The following is a 16,904-nucleotide window of genomic DNA, read 5'->3' as shown; positions in this document are numbered from 1 at the left end:
CCGATTATCGGCTCAACTTTCATTGTTTAATTTTTTAAGGGTGTTTTCGAAGTAATTCGTAATCAAAAGTCCGTGCGGATTATTGGGAAAGTTCCGGTTCACCATAATTAGGTTTCCGGTGGAAACCAATTCGTAGGTATCGATGATAGAGCCTCTATTGATTTCAAAAATGGTTGTGGTCGTGAAACTGTACGTACCGTTGCTTTCTGAAATTTTTGAATCAATACTCAATACTTTTTGAACCAAGGAATACTGAAGCAATCGGTTGTAAACACCATCCGCTTTTTTCTGACGGTACAGATTGTCCACGGAACTATTGCCCAACCAAAGCGCCTTTTCCAAGTTCCGTTCATAATTGCTCGCATCGATGTTGTAGAAGTTGTTGTGAAACAGTTCCAGATGCGCCAAAGCTTCCACCCTGAAATTCTCTTTTTGTGTAACGAGTTTTAAGGGAATAATACTGCCATCAGTATTGATGGCAAAAGCGCTATTGAGTGCCTTTTGATTGGTGTTGAATACCATCCAAACCGAAAAGGTGCTGGACAGCAACGAACAGACAACGACTGCCAAAACGATAAACCGATTTAATTTTAAGACATTATAAATATTCTTGTAAGGTGTTTTCATTTTGAATTGAATTAGTTGGTAAAGAGTCTGAGTGTGAAGGATGTGGCACGTCTGTACAATTTGAATTTCAGGAAGACGATAAAGCCAACAGAACCCAATTGAACGACAGGTGCAAAAAAGCCCTGACCTGTGTCAGTTCCGAATAGGTTGACCCAGAAATTGGTGTTGATTTCCGTATAAATGGCATTGATAAATACATTGACCAGAAAGAACGCTGGCACAAGCATATAAACGGCGGCGTACAACTTAAAGAAGGTATAGGCGAGCGAACGAAACTTTTCAAAAACCGCAAGGCTAATGACCAACGGGAAGAATGCCTGCATTATCCCCAAAAGGAAAAAACGCTCTGCCAAGAATAGCGGATAGATGAACAAATCCAATATCCAGAGTATGGTACTTAGGATAAAGGCCAATATCTTGAACCCATATAATGGTGTTACCAATGCCTCATACAAAAGCGTCATTGCCGAACTTGCGGCATCAAATAGGCTTACATCTTCCTCTAATGGAATATCCTGCATTTGCAACGGAAGTAACGCAGGTGCCGTGCCCCTATATTGTCCCTCGATGGCTACCAATATCCCATCAAAGAATCCTAACACCTGCGTTGAAAATATGACCAATAGGACAATGGCAAAATTCTTGGCCAGTTCGCCTGGACTCAATCCCCAAGTGTAGCCGTCCTTGTCTGCAATACCTTCGTTGTATTTTTTAAGAATATTGACCAAGAAAAATAGGACAGCAAGTGTTTTCATTCCCGCAATGGTATATTGCGAGAAGTCGCTGGCCTGTATGGTCTGGAACACCGTATCAATGTATTCCAACCCTATCCCTAAAATGATGGTCGCTGTCATTTTTAATATTCTGTTTCGCGGTTATTGACTTTATCCTGCATTTTTCTGAAAGAAATAATGTCACGATAGCGTTTCGTTTTCGTAGTGATGTTGGAAACCATTTGTTTAGATTCCAGTTCTTTTGCTTTCAGTATTTCGGCGCGTTCGGCATCACTCATTTTGAGATAATCACTTGAGAGAACTTCGTCTATGAAATCCACCGTGTCCAAGGAATTTTGTACAATGGTTTCGAAAGAACCCATAACCTTGTCAATTTCCTCGGGTTTGATGTAGGGGGAATTGAGAATATCCTGAAGGTCATTCTGCATTACATTAATAAGGCGCTGATTGTTCTGTGCGATTTCCTCAACTGCCCTAAGCTGTTGGACAACGCTTGATACTTTCTCTATCGCCTCTTTGGCATCCTTCAAGAACTTTACGGACTTAATCATTTCTGCCGTCTGTTTACCCGATTCCAAGAGCTGTTTAACCAAACTGATGAAGTTGGTATTGTCATAAACTGGCATTCCCTGGGCAGTAGCACCTCTTGGTATTAAAAGGGCTGCTGTCATAGCCAATCCAAATAGAATTGTTTTAATTTTTGTCTTCATAACATTATGTTTTAGATGTGAATTGGATTATTGCTTTTTCCATATCGTGATGCTCATTGTAGAGCTTCATTATTTCCTCGTTTTCCTTTCCATCCGTGAGGTAAGCTGCATACACTTCCTTCGGCACTTCAAGCCTGAAGATGTTGCTTTCCTTTCCGATTTTGATGAACATTTCGGTGTATTTGCGTGGTCCGGAAAGACTGTTTTTGATGGATTTTAACTGGTTTAGGTCGTGGCTGGAAAGGTTGAGCCGTTTGACCAGTTCGTCATATCCTTTTTCATTGTTGAGACTATAAATGATTTGGGTGTTTTCAAGAATACTTGCCGAAGTGGAATTGTTGGGTAATTGATTAATGGATTGCAGGATGATACCGATGGCACCGTTTTGTTTTCGGATAGCTTGATAGTAAAATTCCACACTTTCCAGTACGTTGTCAAACTTCAGTTGCTTCGCAAACTCATCAAACAGGATGATGCCTTTTTCGGCACGATTTCGCCAAATGGTACGCTGGATAGCCGACTTAATCAACTTGAGCATTACGGACAGGATTTCTTTATTGTCCTTCACTTCATCGAGCTCAAAAACAATCAATCGCTTATCTTCTATTTTATAAGTCTGGTCTTCGCTAACCTCAAAGAGAAAACTATATAGACCATCGCCGACATACTCGGACATTACGTGCAAGAAGCTCGTCACATTAAAGTAGTCGGGATGGATTTTAAGGGTGTTCAGAATATCCTTCTGATGCCTTTCTATAAAATTGTAGAAGCCTTCCAGAGAATGGTTTTCAGAGGTGCTATCGTAATAATGGCGCAATATCTTTTTGACCGAAACCGATTGGGCTTTGGTCACTTTTAAATCTGAAGCAAACAATTCAAAAAGGAAAATTGATAAATCCTCTAAGCGTTCTGGTGTCAGGTCATTTTTATCGCTGATGAAGAATGGGTTGATACCCAAATTCTTTCCGCTTTCATATCTAAGCACTGTGTACTTTTCAGGATATAGCTTGGCGAATTTGGTGTACGAGCCACCCAAGTCTATGACGACCAGGCGAACGCCACTTTCAAAATATTGGCGCAGTATGTTATTGGCAAGGAACGATTTACCTTCGCCCGTTGGGGCGAAAATGGCAAAGTTTCGTGCTTTGATACGCTTCTTTTGTTCATCCCAAACATCCTTTAAAACTGGAATGTTATGTTCCCTGTCATTAAAGATAATTCCGGTATCATCTGATTTGTAGTTGGTATTATTGATGAACAGGCAAAGCGCGTGCTTTAAATCGGTCACGTACAAATCATTGTTTGAGAAGTTGGAAGAGAAACAGCAATAACTGTTTAGGATGTAATTCTTGCGTTCTTCACCTCTTGGATAGTAAGGGATGATATCGAGTTCTTTAAACTCGGTTTTAATTTTAGAAGTGATGGAATCGAGGCTCTTTTTGTCTTTAGCCCAATACACTACGTTGAGATGACCACGGATAATCCGAGCATTGTCATCCGCATTGATTTGGTCAAGTATGTACTGGATTTTACCAAGCACCACTTTATTCTGTGAACCGAAGTTTGAACTTTTGTTTAGCTCTTCGATTTTCTTATTGAGTAGTTTTCGCCATTTCTGTTTGTCATCCAAATAGAGGATTTGGTTGACGATATGGTTCTCATTTAATGTAAGCCCTAAGCCATCAATAAACCCCTGGTGAAACACAAAATCGTCCGAAGTGAATTTCTCATTGGTCTTGCTACTCTGTACACTTTCGCCAAAGCACAGTTCGCTGTTGACGGCCAGGGCATCAAAATGGTTGTCACCGATTGTGACTTTTTTCTTTTCGAGAAGAATATCGGTATCAAAACCTTCACTGAATCCATTGAAGTATGATCTCGTCAAGTCTTCAATCTCTTTCGCTTCAAGTGAAAGAAAACGCATTTTTCGGCTATTATTGATGAATGAGACTGAATCGCTTACCGCATTTGCAAAGACTTTTATATTGTCATCCATCTGCTGAACAATGCCTTTGGAAACCTTACGGAACGGATTGACATATTTTGGATTGTTGAGCGCCTTGTTTTTGGTCAGGATAAAAAACAGATAACATTGGTGCTCGATATACCCACGCCCATTAAAATGGTTGTGCGTAGCTTTTTCGAGAAAGGATGTATTGGGAAGCTGTTCTGAAGAGTAGGACTTCTTCAAATAGATATCCTGTTTGTGAACGACCGTTCCAACAGGTAAAGACTTCAAAGCCTGAAACCACGCACCGTGTATATCCTCGAAGTCTTTTTCGGAAAGCGAATAGATTTCAGGTAAGTTCCCTTTGAAGCACAATACCACATTGCCATTGTTGGCAAAGACGATATTATCCTGAATATCTGTAATGGGTTGATATGCCGAAAGGTTCATCTTATTCATATTCAAAACCTGAGTTACACTTGTTACTGATGATTTTTGGAAACGGATTGCCCATTTGGAAAAGCTGCGGATTGTTGGCTATTCGGGTTAGGGCAACATAAAGTCCGCCATTAAAGACCATTAGCCCGATGATGATGCCAAAGCTGAAGGAAAAGATGATGATAAGCAGTGATGCCAAAATAGATACCATCATCAAAGCAAATAGCGAAATGGGCAGGCCAAAGATGACCGCCCGTTTCCGCATATTTCTATAGACTTCAAACTTCTTCACTATACTACGATGCCTATTAAATAGGTGAAGATTCCAACTACCGCACCTGCAATGAGTACAAAGACCAAGACACGGGTAATCCCTTTCTTGAGATCTGCGTTTTCACCAAAGAAATGACCTGCATTAAACAGGAAGCCAATAAGGAATATGACCCCTAAAATGATTGGGAAAATGGCTCGGATGGTATCGGAAACATCGTTTACCGAATCTTCAATACCACCAATTTGTGCAAAAAGCGATGTGGATAAGAGCGAAAGAAAGCCCGACAAATAATATGTTTTTTTCATAACGAATGGGTTTAATTTTTTGGTTCATTTTTGTTATGAGAAATTTACATATATTTGAATATAAATAACTGAAAATCAAATATTTGTGAATAAAATATTATTTGATAGTGTTTGGTTTTCGTTGCCATTAAATGGTATCAAATTCTATGAAATTTTGAAACCAAACTGTTGAAAACCCAAAACCTTGAAATGAAAAAGTGGCTCAAAAACGTCAGTTTTGTGATTTTGCTTATCAAAAGTTGCTTGCTTTTGGGTCAGGATTTGGATGAGAAAAAAATCATAGTCATTGACCCTGGCCACGGCGGAAATGATTCTGGTGCAATTGGGGTAAATAACTTAAAGGAAAAAAGTATAACCTTAGAAATAGCAAGGTTGATTTCAGAATTGGCTGTGAAAAACCACTATAAAACTGTGAAAATTTATCAAACACGTTATAGCGACACCTTAATTTCTTTAAGTGATAGGACCAAACTGGCTAAAGCTCTTAACGCAGATTTGTTCCTTTCCCTGCATTGCAATCACTCGGATAATCCGAATGCAAGAGGTGTAGAAATCTATTTATCCAATACACAATCTAAATATTCCGGCGAATCTGTTTGGACGGCGTTTCAATTACAAGTTGACTTGAATGAAAAGCTGGGCTTAGAAAGTAGAGGTGTGAAGTTTGCCAATTTTCAGGTGCTTCGGGAAACCACAGATTTTATGCCTTCGGTACTTTTGGAATTGGGGTTTTTGAGTAATGAAGATGAAGGTAGTTATTTATTGAAACCCGAATCACTGGACTCATTAGCGTCGGTTATATGGGAATGTTTAATCAAAAAATTGGATGGTTATGAGAGAATTGGGGATTGAGATTGTCAGGACAATCAAGTTAGTTCTTATTGAGATTTACAAACATCTTTTCGTTAAACCGAAACTATAGAACGCCCTTGATCATTTTAACTATATCAAAAGATTCTTCTTCGATCCACTCTTCTTTGTCAATGAGTGATCGTATAAGCAGTAATTCATTTCTGGAAAAAAAATTTAGATTTAGTCCCGATAATTCTTTTGTCAAATCCCAATGACTATTGTGATAGGGTATATAGGTACTCACTCTTTTATGCGGCGCGTTGGGAAATAATAAATAAATTGTTCTATTGCGTTCTTTCAACTTAGTCTTTATTCTCGAAAAGATTTGTAAACCGGCTAAATCCCAGTCGCAGGAATAGTATATAGGTTTAGAGAGGTCAGATTCATCTATATCATCAATAATAGATATATTATTGCCGCCTACATACCATAATTTAGTTTGTGTTTCTTTAGCTATCCAGGGTTGTTTTAAAAAAGATTTATTCTCGCACATTATTACCGCTAACGGATTTTTATTATCAATAACCAGACGCCATTGATTCTCTTTCTTGTCCAATGAAAATCTTTCTATATCCAGTATTTTAAAGACCGCATCTTTGACACTTTTCCTATTTTTAAGGTGTTTCGAAATATCAAAAAATTCATTAGAAAAATCTTCTATGGTTGTGGGATTGTTTTTTAATTCTTCCTTGTTTTCAGCGATCAGCATTAACGACTTTATTTCTTCAATAGTGAAGGTCTTATTTGCAGTCGGTGCTATATCGTTTTTAATTAGAAATCTTTTGGCCTCATTAAAGGCTATTTTGAATTCTTTTTCATAAAATATTTCAAACTCATCCGTTGTTATGATAACCTTAGTATTATCCGGCTTTAAATCCAGAATCCCTTTATCGTAAATAAGATATTTTATATAAGGATGATTTTGAATACTTGCTCTTGATTTTTTTAAATGGTAAATGTCGTCGAGAGCCTTTAATTCTTTCCAAGTAACGTTTTTATTCATCGTCAGAAAGTGTATTTATATATTCTTCTATATCCTCAGTAACTTTATCAGAAAATATACCTAATGGCGGAACAAAGCTGTCGATATTGGCTAAATTATTTTCGTTCATTATATAGATATACTGTCCATCATCTGTTATTTCACCAGCAGTCTCAATAGCCATAGTGATAATTTGGTACTCTTCTTTTTTCGCAAGTTTGTGTAGCATATCATAGTTGCTTCCCAAGCCTTCCGCCTCGTCAATTGGCATAATCTTTAATCCGTCTTTACCCTTTTCCTCAATCAGTGATAATCTAGCCAAACATAATAAGGCATTTGCTGCGTATGTCTGTCCGTTGCTGCCAGAATTAATATCTTCATTTTCTAATTTCAGTTCAAAAACCAAATCAAAATAGGAGGTAGGGTTCATTAAATCTTCGGGTAGAACTTTAGTACCGCCACCAAGTTTTTGAAATGCCCTTATCATCATTTTATTTATGTCTATCTCATCTCGAAGATCACTAAAAAGGCCAGTGTAATTCATCTGAGTTTGTAGTTGTTTTCGAAAGGTACTCAGCCAATTTTCGGGATAATGAATTGATTTTTTAAATGTAAGCGATGCTTTATTTCCACCTGTAATTTCTTTGTTATCCTTCTTTAAATACTCATTGATATCATTGATTTTTGTTAGATATTTTCGATAAACATTGTAAACATCGTTAAAGACGCTTCCTATGATGTCAACTTTTCTTGAGCCAATTTCCTGTATGTCTTGAGTAAGCTTGCTAAGTCGTTCTACAATGTCGTTTGAGATTAAATCTTCATCAACTTTTGAAGAGGGAAACACCGTTGGCAATAAGTAATTGGCTAATTGACCTATAGTAGCTGTCTCATCGTACGGAAGGTCTTTAGTTATCAACTTCAGATACTCAATATACGCTTGCTGAGACCTATTAGCCTTACTTTGAACAGATTGATAGCCACCGTCGTCAGGATTCGTCAATTCCTCTTTATTGCCTATTAAGTCGATTGAGCTATTAAAAAGTTGTTCATTTAATAGCTCTGTTTGCTCTATTTCTTCTTGCGCAACAGAAATCAATTTATCCTTGTCTTCAATTCTTATATCTAACTCCTTTATTTTAGCTGAAAGTTCATATTTCAACTTAGTAAGTTTATGCTGGGTACTTATTTCCTTAGCATAGGAATCCAGGAACAACTTTTTATTAAACTTCTTCTCTTTTAAGTATTTTTCCAATTCGAGTAGCTTTTGACTATTGGAATCAATTTTTTTCGATACTACTTGAGTGTCTACTGAATTGGCATTTTCAAAATGAATTGCCATTAATTTTTCAATTGATTTTCGATAACCTTCTAAGAGACTTTTCCAGCTAGTAAATTCTTCAAATTCCTTTTGCAAAGATTTGTATTGCTTTAGCACATTTTCTTTGTCCTCATAAGTTTTCAAAATAAGGTCAAAAGAATCTTGAGTAAGATTAGCTAAGCTATCATCGATTTTATAGTTCAATAACTTATCTTTTCTTTTGAAGAGCTCAATGTGCTTTTCAAGATTAGAGAAATTAAATAATGTTTTCTTCAGATGTTCTTCATTTCGAATTTCAACTCTGAGCTTGGCCAATCTATCTTCAATATTTTCCTTGTACTTGGATAAAGATTCTTTTATGGATTCAGGACTTTTGACATTAAGAATTTGATCTTCCGAGTAGGTGATAAACTCGTACACACCGTCTAGATTTAGCCAAAATCCATCTTTAGTCTTTTTCTTAATATTTACACTCAAATCTTGAAACAGTAATTCTGGAAACGGAACATATCGACTAGAGTTTGTTTCCGACGGTTTGATCTTCCCAAATTTCTGAAAATACTTCAAAGTGCTTTCTTGTATCCGTGAAAGTGGAAATGTTAAGTTATCTAAAGCCCAATTTACCAAGGACTCACTATCACTTGAATCTGAAAATTTGGATAGAGATTCAAGTTCTGAAATTTGCCTTTCAAATCCTTCAATTTTTTCAGAGTATAGCGCATTCTCTTTTTGGTAATTGCTTAGCCAATTTGACTTTTCGAAAGCATCTAGAATATTATTATCTGATAGGTATTTCTTAAAGTTTAATAACGCTAACTTATTCTCATTTTTAGAGCTTTCAGCAGCGAACCATTCTTTTATTTTTTTTATTTGACCATCGTTGGAAATAAACCATTTATCGGCCACCTCGATCTGTAATTTAGACTGACTGATTGCAAAAAATTCAGCTTCAATATTATTACTGTCTTTATGCTTTTCGGTAAGACTACGAACCTTTTCTTGTGTGCTAACAAGCTCTTTCAACTCAATTATTTCTAATCTTAGAATTTCTTTCTTGACAAAATCCTGTTCCGTCTTTTTCTTTTCTAGTTTAGCATTTATTTCAACCTTTTGATTGATTGTTTTGTTCCGGAAACAATTCCAGTAATTGAACTTTTTGCTAATGTAATTTGCATATATAGCCTTATATTCCTTTTGCTTTTCTAGCGCGGTTTTTAATAAAATCTGTTTGTCGTTGATTAGCTTGATTTCATCAGTATATCTGATATGCTCGTGAAAATCATTACTGATATTATTTACTTCCTCTTTATATTTTTGCAGTATGGCGTTTTGCTCATCATCGCCAAATAAGAATTTTTTTAAATTCTCAGATTCTGTTTTAAATCCTTTTCCTCTAGAAAAAGACCTTAAAATATTTGCATAGGTTTTTAGTGTCTCACTCTTAGTCAGGTCTAGAGATACAATATTATTATCAAATAAAATTTGGTGATAGGTTTTTCGCCTGAACGATTTCATTCTGGCAAATTGAATAGTGTCACAAAGATTACTTAACGTATCTACCTTATTATCAACAATTAAATCCTTATTTAAGATGGGTTTATGTAATGGAGCGAGCTCATTCCAATCATAACCATCTTGGATAATGAACATTTCTGCCGCATTACTTGTGCCTTCAATATATGCGCCAATAACAATGTATTTTTTAGGTTTAATTTCAACATTTAGAAAAACATAACCTCTAGCCAATGTTTTCCCCTTCCTAGAAATCAACATACCCTTAACATCTCTATGCTTATTGCCTTGAGTTGCTGATTTGAATTCACCCGAGCCTACTAAAATCAATTGAATCATATCGGCCACCATACTTTTCCCGCTTCCACTCTCACCACTAAAATCCGTTCTATATTGATGAAAAATATAATCAGCATTAAAGTGCTGTTTAATGCCTATAGTAGATAAACTGTATATTCGAGGGTAATTATTCTGCATCCTTTACTTCATTAATTAAATCATCAATAGTTTCAATTTGGGGCTGATAGATAATTCTCAAACGCTCAAATGATGGCATTACTTTAAACTTATTTTTATCACTATCCTTATCCCACACTAGCCAGCCCAAGTCCCCAAACTTCTCAAAAGATTTAGAGATTACATTTTCAAACCGTTGGTCACCTAAATCTGTACTCTTATCAGAAGAATTATCGTTGATTAACTTTCGTAATGCGTTTTTTTGATCATCGTATTCTTCGTAAAGTAAGGAAGTGAAATCAGAAATACTGTCAAGTTCAATATTCCCATCAAGCTTATACATCTTTAAAAAAAGCATACCTATTATGATAAATTCACTTTTTAGGTATTCTCTATTATCAGAGGGAACGTTACTTGTGCCATCATCATTTAAATTCAGATAATAATAACTGTTAAAATCACTTCCCTCTTTGACAAGAACCAAATTGTAAAATTCCTCATAGTAGCTTTTTAATGATTCAAAATTATCAGCATCACTTAAAAATCTGTACAGATTCACATTTTTAGGGTATTCTCTCTGTATATGAATGCCATTTCTAAGAGTATAATCTAACTTAGCAAAAATGCTTTTTGCCCTTTTGTTATATAGAAAGCCATATGGTTCTATTTTTTCTGTAATGTCATTTGCCATATCGATATGCCTTTTTTATTGGTGTCGGATTGTGCTTCTGTTTTGATATCTATCTTATATTTATTTCGGTACGCTGTTTTTTTTCTAATAATACTATGAGCTGTTTTTACTGCGATGGTAATCTTGTCTTCCTTAAGGATTTTAAAAAATAAAGGGGTAAAATCGAACTTACCTTTTTCTTCCAATTCTTTAAATGCTAGTTTGGTCCAATAACTAATTTTTTCTTTATCTCGTTTCCATTTCAATGTCTTTTCTAAAAGTTCCTTTCTTTTAATAGTATCAACCGTCTTTTTAGTTACCGAAATGGGTAGCTTTGGGCTTATATTTCTATTAGGTATTATATTAAGCTTAGGGTTGTGATCAGAGAATTTTATAGCTAAACCCTTTAAACCATCAGGAAGAATTATTCTTTTAGAACTTCCTTCTCTGACTACAGTGGATTTTTCTAATAGGTGGTCGATAAATCTTTTGGTTTTTCTGTCAAAATTCTTTTGGTTGAAGTCGTAGATAAACTCTCGGATTCTTGGCTTTATCTTTTCAATTCTTTTACTAACCTGCTCTAACTGGCTTCTAGATTCATTGTGAAAATTCTGAACTCTTTGTATGTCTAGAGAATTAATATTCCCGTTGTTGCCTTCTAAAAGTCCAATTAGCAGGTCATCGATATCGTAGGATATCTGGAACGCATTTCTAAGTTCTGTAGCTTGTTCTTTTATTATCTCTAGTCTAATTTCAATTTCTCTTAAAGAAGAAAGTATATTTTGGTCTTCAGATTTTATACCTGCTTTGAAATCCTTTACAGAGTCGTTAACTTGTTGGTCTAAAATCTCAATTTGAGTTGTTAACTCAGGAAGTCTTAATTCAAAATGGTCTTCAATCCATTCGCCGAAATCCCTGCCTTCCTCTATGTTTTCGCTTAGACTTTTATATAGTTCAGCAAAGAACCTTTTAATCTTTGCTGGATTATATTTTTCAATCAACCGCTTCTCGATGTTTTGGCAGAGCTCTAGTCCATACTTCTTGAATTGATAGGTTCTTTTTGAAGTATTGCGCCATAGAAAAGATTCTTGAAATCTCAAGATTATGGCATTATTGCGATTGTATTCTGTTCGCGAACTTTCGTTTCCTTGATCTTTAAAAACCTTAGTAATAGCTGCAATTATATTCTCTTCTGTAAAATCTTTATCTTTAAATTTTCCATAGAGAGATAAAAGAATCAATCCGTCATTCCGTTCTGGAATGAGCTTTTCATATTGGTCTTTTGCCTCTCTGTAAAGGTTGAAACTATCCATAATCAAAGGTTCATAGGAAATGGCTTTTTGAATTTTAAAATAAAAAAAGCCAATGACTGAACATTAGCTTTTTAAAAAATCTATATGTGCCTTTTTCGCTTATAAATATATTAATTTATTAACATAAAGGCTTATAGAATAGTGCAGTTAAATCTTTCTTGTATTATTTATTTTCGCTTATCCCCAGCCGCCTTATCAAATGCAATCAGGTTAAAGAGCTCTCGCATTCTGCTTCTAACACGGTTGCCATAGCGTTCTTCCAATTCCTCGGCGTTAAGATTGGTAGTGGCGTGGGTCTTGATTTTCCGTTTAGTATCAAGATAGAGTTCATATCGGGATAAGAGCACTTCGCCCATCACATTAAGATCCTTTCCGTAGAACCTTCCGGACGGTTCAACACCCAAATCATCAAAACAATAGAATTTGGTGTTGCCATATTCTTCAACCGTTTTAAAACCAAGATGGTTAAAGCTGAATGTTACGTTACGGCACGGAATCATTTCATAAGGGCGTTGCAAGGGAACCAAGTGGCGTAATAGCTTCATCAAGCTGGTCTTTCCACAACCTACGGGTCCGGAAAGCAGAATCCCTTTTTCAATATCAATTCCGTAGGTATTACAATTTTCCTTGTCCTTGATGAAGTAAGAACAGAGCTTCAGTAGAATATCCTTGTCCTCATCGTAAATCCTAAATTTTTTTCCGAACAATAGTTTGCCTTTGGCATTCAAGTAAATCAGAATTTTAGGAAAGTCGTAGAGCACACTTTTACCATCAAATTTTCCCAGCGAATATTCCACGCCACCTTCGATAATTTTAGAGGGGTTGTCCATAGTCCTTGTTTTTAGTGGTTCGCAAGTTGTCCTTGATTTGGGACACTTCTTTTTTGTTTGGTTTGTTTTCTTCTTCGAAAAGCTCAGTTCTATCCATCCAGTTTGTGGCCAATGAGCGCCAATCACGTATCGGTTTTCCGTCGCTTGTTTTCCATTCTCGGTCTGCATAATGCTCGTAGAATTTTTTTCCTTCATCAGCATCAAAACCTTTTTCTTCAAAAAATAAAACAACAGCCTGCCAGCCCTTTGGCTGTTTTATATTGTTTTCTTGTTTGATATTGTTTGTATTAGATACCAATGCTTGTCCATCTGTGGGACGGTGTTGGTACACAACCTGTCCATTTTTGGGATGGTGGTGTCCTTCAAGTGGTACACCTCTGGGATGGTACTGTTCCGCAAGCTGTTCTAAAATGGGATTGTACTGTCCCACAACTGGTTCATCACTTGTCCCAATAATGGCCATCTTGATTTTGCTGCCCTTGTAGGGATTGTTGGAAGGAAAGTAGGATAGGTACTGCCAAGAATCTAATTCCACAATACATCTATGGTATGTTGATTTTGAACCAATCTTGGCAACGCCCATCAGTTCCCGTCGGTTTACATAGAATTCATCCATAAACCGAGAGCTGTTCCATTCCTGGAACAGCGCCATATACAAACTGATATGGGTAGGGTTTAAGCGGTCATCAAAATAGAACTTTTCAAAAGCCGCATTAAGTAGCTTTATATAGTTCATCGCTTAAGAATTTAGACCGTGATGCACACGGTTGGCATCCATCACTTTTTGTATTTCCTCTGAATCGTAATAGATAATCCCACCTACTTTGGTATAAGGCAAGGTGCCATTAATACGAAGATTTTGCAAAGTGCCTGGACTGACTTGCAATAAGTCCATCACCTCAGAAGATTTGAGGTATTTTTTTAGTTTCCCACTGGCTTGTCTTGTAAGTAGTTTTTTGATGTCATCGAGCAATTCCATTTTGAATTCCCGAAGGTCGTCTGTGGTAATAATACTTGTCGGCATAATAGAACGGTTTTAATTGAAAGGGACTATCTGGGTTTATACTTTTAATTGATAGTCCCTGACCTAATTTGACTTTCGTTCTACAAATTTGAATAGGTTTATTGGATTTTATTCCCCAGTACGACCGTACTACGGTCAAAATTTAACATCTTGAAATTTGTTATGTTTTATACTGTTTTGAGATAATTTTTATGAAATGATGCTATCAAATCACTCTAAAATTTATGGTAAATTGATGCGGAACTCGATTACCGTAGGTCAACCGTACTACGGTCTTTTATTAAGAGAAAAATTTGCTTGTTATTCCTCGCTTTTATCCATTTCAATGAGTAGTGATGTAGAAAGTTCGTCGAGAAAAAGTGTTCTGCTGTTTTTCCTGTTTTTAATGTCCTGAAAGGTTTTGTAGATGTCCTTTGGTTCAATGTTAAAAAGTTGTTCCAACTTTTTTGAAACTTGCATAATCCCTTGATTATTTTGTTTTCCCAATCCCTTTGAACACAATGCATAGAGCAATTCTACGTAATCTGTATTTGAAAATGGCCAGTCAATTTTTTCCATTGATTTGATGCTCTTGTGTTTTCCGTTTAATCCGTTACGAACCCTATCTTTCTTTTCATCAAAATAGGTCACTAAATAATCATACGCCTTGTATTTGCCCAAAAGCATATCTCTCGGTGTGCAAAATTCAGGGTCTTGGAAGTAGAATTTGGATGTTGTGATATGAAAGGTTTCGAGATAATCTCGTGTGTAATATTCCTTGTCAAAATGGGTAGCCCCAGAATTGACGTATCGACCAAAATCAATATTGTAAAGGAAAAACCGATTTATTTTATTGATTTTTTTCTTTATCGATTTTAGTTGAGCATCCTTATCGCCTTTGGGAAGTTGAATCTCAAATGAATGTATTTCAGAAAAGTAGATGAGTTTAATGAGTGGAATCTGCTTTGTGTTCTTGAAGAAATTTATCTCATCTTGAACTGTCTTAAATTTCGTTTTGATTATTTCTTTTTTATAGGCGCTCAGTAGTTTGCGACAGGCCTTTATGGAAAGGTAGGCACTTTCTATAATGTTTCCATTCTGAATTTTGATTTCATCCAGATCCTTTAAAAGTTTTTGAGATAGCAATTGTGAGTTCATAAGCAGGAACTTTAATATAGTAAACCATAGAAATGGGATTTAGTTGATAAGGTTGGTTAGATGATGTCATAGTCCTGCAAAATGGTATAAATGAAAGTCACGCTTTATAAAATTTGTGGTTCATTGATGTATTTTAGGGAACTCTATCTAAAGTAACTTTACCTTGTGATTTTACAAGGAAAACGTACCGTATATAATTACGGAATAGTCCGTATTTTTCTACGGATAACTTGTGAGGCATAGCCAATAGTGGGTTCTGTAAAGAATTGAATTTACTTATTTTTTCTTCCTGAATCGCTTTAAAAATTCACGCCTATTCTTTACGCCTGTCTTTTTGAAGATATTGGATGCGTGTTTCGATACAGTACTTTCAGCGATGAACAAATCTTTGGCTATATTTTTATAACTCAAATTACTCAGAATTGACAAGGCTACCTCGATTTCCCTTCGAGTCAAATCCTCATAGATGATTTTGCGTTCTACAGATTCATCACGTTGTTTTTTCTTTAGGGCAAATACCTCATACATTCGATTGTTGTTTTCTATAAAATACAAATACCTATCAGCTTCAATAGCAGTTATCGCAAAAAACGCCAAGTTCATTACGGTAAAAGTTATCCATTGGTAGTCGCCTATAACCGTACAAATAGGTAATAAGGCTATGCTTGCCACACTAACCATCGACAGCTTGTTTCGCCTTACAATAAAGGTATTTGGGTTGCTGGGATTTGCGATTCTACGGTAAAAAATGAACAGAAAAATAAAGGCTATTATAGATATGGGAATAGTAAAAAGGAAACGTGCCGATTTCAGTGATTCTGTCAGAAAATAGGGGATCAAAAATAAAACTACAAAACTAACGCTTGCCAGTATAGCGAGATTTCTAATCGATGAGTTGAACTTCAATACAACAATGTCATACTCTTTATAAAGGTAGTAAACAATGTAAACGCAAAGCGCAATGGCCACACCATATGTGATTATATATTGAAGGATAAAAGGTCCAGGAAAGTTTTCTACGGGTAGAAATCCACCGGTGGCATTATAGGCTATGAATAAAATTCCGAGATAAAGAAATCGCCTCAGACTACTGCGCGTTTTCTTTCTTGAAAAATAAAGGGTAAGCAATACAATGAACGTATCTATTAAAAGATAGAAGAACGTTGTCCAATGTATTGAAGTCCCAAACATTTATATTCCTACTCATTGCGCTCAAATTTGTTGGTTTCTAAATTTTTTGAAACATTGTTCCAAAGAAAAATTTGTCCGTTCATAGCAATATAAACATCCGGTTTTAGAAGCTGTAGCGAGCTGATTGCATATCCTAAATTAAATGGTGCATCTGTGTTCTCAGATGAGCCTAAAATGAAAGACCCAACCAGAACAATGGTTTTTTTCAGATTGAGTCTTCCTATATATTTTGCGGTATCTTCCATCGTGAAAGTACCGTGTGTTATTAAAATCTTAGTCGCATTAGATTCCTTAATCTTGCAAACCAACTGCGCTCTGTCATTATTCGTTATGGCTCTGCTATCTTTTTTGAATACACTTTCTATGGTGTAATCAAAACCAATATTGGCTTTATCAAGAAAGCCTTGAATACTGATATTTGATTGGGAAATACCTTTACCATCTACATAATCCAGTCCCTCAATGGTGCCACCTGTTGTAAGAATATGTATCATAAAATAGGACGTGTTGTGACCTATAAAGATAGCGGATTTTTATCGGTAAATCTTTAGCAGCAACATTATGAGAACTTTGAAACATT

At 35.9% G+C, this 16,904-nt stretch carries 17 protein-coding genes; 1 reads left to right on the top strand and 16 read right to left on the bottom strand.

Going from position 1 to position 16,904, the window contains the following annotated elements; translation table 11 throughout:
* Positions 1-12: 12 nt before the first annotated feature.
* From BUA96_RS14500 to BUA96_RS14475, 6 genes are read right to left on the bottom strand one after another with little or no spacing between them, the layout of a single operon-like run.
* The gene (locus BUA96_RS14500) at positions 13-627 is read right to left on the bottom strand and encodes a conjugal transfer protein TraK (RefSeq protein ID WP_072984252.1); all 615 of its coding nucleotides are present in this window, start codon (positions 625-627) and stop codon (positions 13-15) included.
* A gap of 11 nt (positions 628-638) precedes the next feature.
* The gene (locus BUA96_RS14495; RefSeq protein ID WP_067030851.1) at positions 639-1,481 is read right to left on the bottom strand and encodes a hypothetical protein; all 843 of its coding nucleotides are present in this window, start codon (positions 1,479-1,481) and stop codon (positions 639-641) included.
* A 2-nt stretch (positions 1,482-1,483) separates the two neighbouring features.
* Complete coding sequence (locus BUA96_RS14490; protein ID WP_072984250.1) at positions 1,484-2,071, bottom strand: conjugal transfer protein; 588 nt, start codon at positions 2,069-2,071, stop codon at positions 1,484-1,486.
* A gap of 4 nt (positions 2,072-2,075) precedes the next feature.
* A complete protein-coding gene (locus BUA96_RS14485) occupies positions 2,076-4,478 on the bottom strand; it encodes a TraG family conjugative transposon ATPase (RefSeq protein WP_072984248.1) in 2,403 nt (800 codons plus the stop codon).
* A complete protein-coding gene (locus BUA96_RS14480) occupies positions 4,471-4,749 on the bottom strand; it encodes a hypothetical protein (protein ID WP_072984245.1) in 279 nt (92 codons plus the stop codon). The genes BUA96_RS14485 and BUA96_RS14480 overlap by 8 nt, the downstream gene beginning before the upstream one ends.
* Positions 4,749-5,036, bottom strand: coding sequence for a hypothetical protein (locus BUA96_RS14475; RefSeq protein WP_072984243.1), 288 nt, complete (start codon positions 5,034-5,036; stop codon positions 4,749-4,751). The genes BUA96_RS14480 and BUA96_RS14475 overlap by 1 nt, the downstream gene beginning before the upstream one ends.
* A 189-nt stretch (positions 5,037-5,225) precedes the next feature.
* Between BUA96_RS14475 and BUA96_RS14470 the strand changes: the two genes are divergently transcribed.
* Positions 5,226-5,888 (top strand): N-acetylmuramoyl-L-alanine amidase family protein, encoded by a 663-nt coding sequence (locus BUA96_RS14470; RefSeq protein ID WP_072984406.1) that lies wholly within the window; start codon positions 5,226-5,228, stop codon positions 5,886-5,888.
* A gap of 64 nt (positions 5,889-5,952) precedes the next feature.
* Here BUA96_RS14470 and BUA96_RS14465 read toward each other — a convergent pair whose 3' ends face one another.
* The 10 genes from BUA96_RS14465 to BUA96_RS14420 form a co-directional block, all read right to left on the bottom strand.
* Complete coding sequence (locus BUA96_RS14465; RefSeq protein WP_072984241.1) at positions 5,953-6,891, bottom strand: hypothetical protein; 939 nt, start codon at positions 6,889-6,891, stop codon at positions 5,953-5,955.
* Positions 6,884-10,180, bottom strand: coding sequence for a hypothetical protein (locus BUA96_RS17310; protein WP_072984239.1), 3,297 nt, complete (start codon positions 10,178-10,180; stop codon positions 6,884-6,886). Before BUA96_RS17310 ends, BUA96_RS14465 begins: the two co-directional genes overlap by 8 nt.
* Positions 10,170-10,850, bottom strand: a complete 681-nt coding sequence (locus BUA96_RS14455; RefSeq protein ID WP_072984237.1) for a condensin complex protein MksE — start codon at positions 10,848-10,850, stop codon at positions 10,170-10,172. Before BUA96_RS14455 ends, BUA96_RS17310 begins: the two co-directional genes overlap by 11 nt.
* A complete protein-coding gene (locus BUA96_RS14450; RefSeq protein WP_072984235.1) occupies positions 10,823-12,142 on the bottom strand; it encodes a hypothetical protein in 1,320 nt (439 codons plus the stop codon). The genes BUA96_RS14455 and BUA96_RS14450 overlap by 28 nt, the downstream gene beginning before the upstream one ends.
* Positions 12,143-12,309: 167 nt before the next feature.
* Positions 12,310-12,972 (bottom strand): P-loop NTPase family protein, encoded by a 663-nt coding sequence (locus BUA96_RS14445; RefSeq protein WP_072984233.1) that lies wholly within the window; start codon positions 12,970-12,972, stop codon positions 12,310-12,312.
* Complete coding sequence (locus BUA96_RS14440) at positions 12,956-13,708, bottom strand: hypothetical protein (RefSeq protein WP_072984231.1); 753 nt, start codon at positions 13,706-13,708, stop codon at positions 12,956-12,958. Before BUA96_RS14440 ends, BUA96_RS14445 begins: the two co-directional genes overlap by 17 nt.
* 3 nt (positions 13,709-13,711) lie before the next feature.
* On the bottom strand, positions 13,712-13,996 hold the full coding sequence (locus BUA96_RS14435) for a helix-turn-helix domain-containing protein (RefSeq protein WP_072984229.1): 285 nt from the start codon (positions 13,994-13,996) through the stop codon (positions 13,712-13,714).
* Between the two features lie 300 nt (positions 13,997-14,296).
* Positions 14,297-15,133, bottom strand: a complete 837-nt coding sequence (locus tag BUA96_RS14430; RefSeq protein WP_072984227.1) for an RteC domain-containing protein — start codon at positions 15,131-15,133, stop codon at positions 14,297-14,299.
* A 276-nt stretch (positions 15,134-15,409) separates the two neighbouring features.
* Positions 15,410-16,102, bottom strand: coding sequence for a response regulator transcription factor (locus tag BUA96_RS14425; protein WP_233430657.1), 693 nt, complete (start codon positions 16,100-16,102; stop codon positions 15,410-15,412).
* A gap of 230 nt (positions 16,103-16,332) precedes the next feature.
* On the bottom strand, positions 16,333-16,818 hold the full coding sequence (locus BUA96_RS14420; protein ID WP_072984223.1) for an asparaginase domain-containing protein: 486 nt from the start codon (positions 16,816-16,818) through the stop codon (positions 16,333-16,335).
* Positions 16,819-16,904 lie beyond the last annotated feature (86 nt).

Source organism: Leeuwenhoekiella palythoae, from assembly GCF_900130045.1.
Taxonomy (GTDB): Bacteria; Bacteroidota; Bacteroidia; order Flavobacteriales; family Flavobacteriaceae; genus Leeuwenhoekiella; species Leeuwenhoekiella palythoae.
Note: the sequence above shows the minus strand (reverse complement) of the source record. Positions and strands in the feature narration are given on the sequence as shown.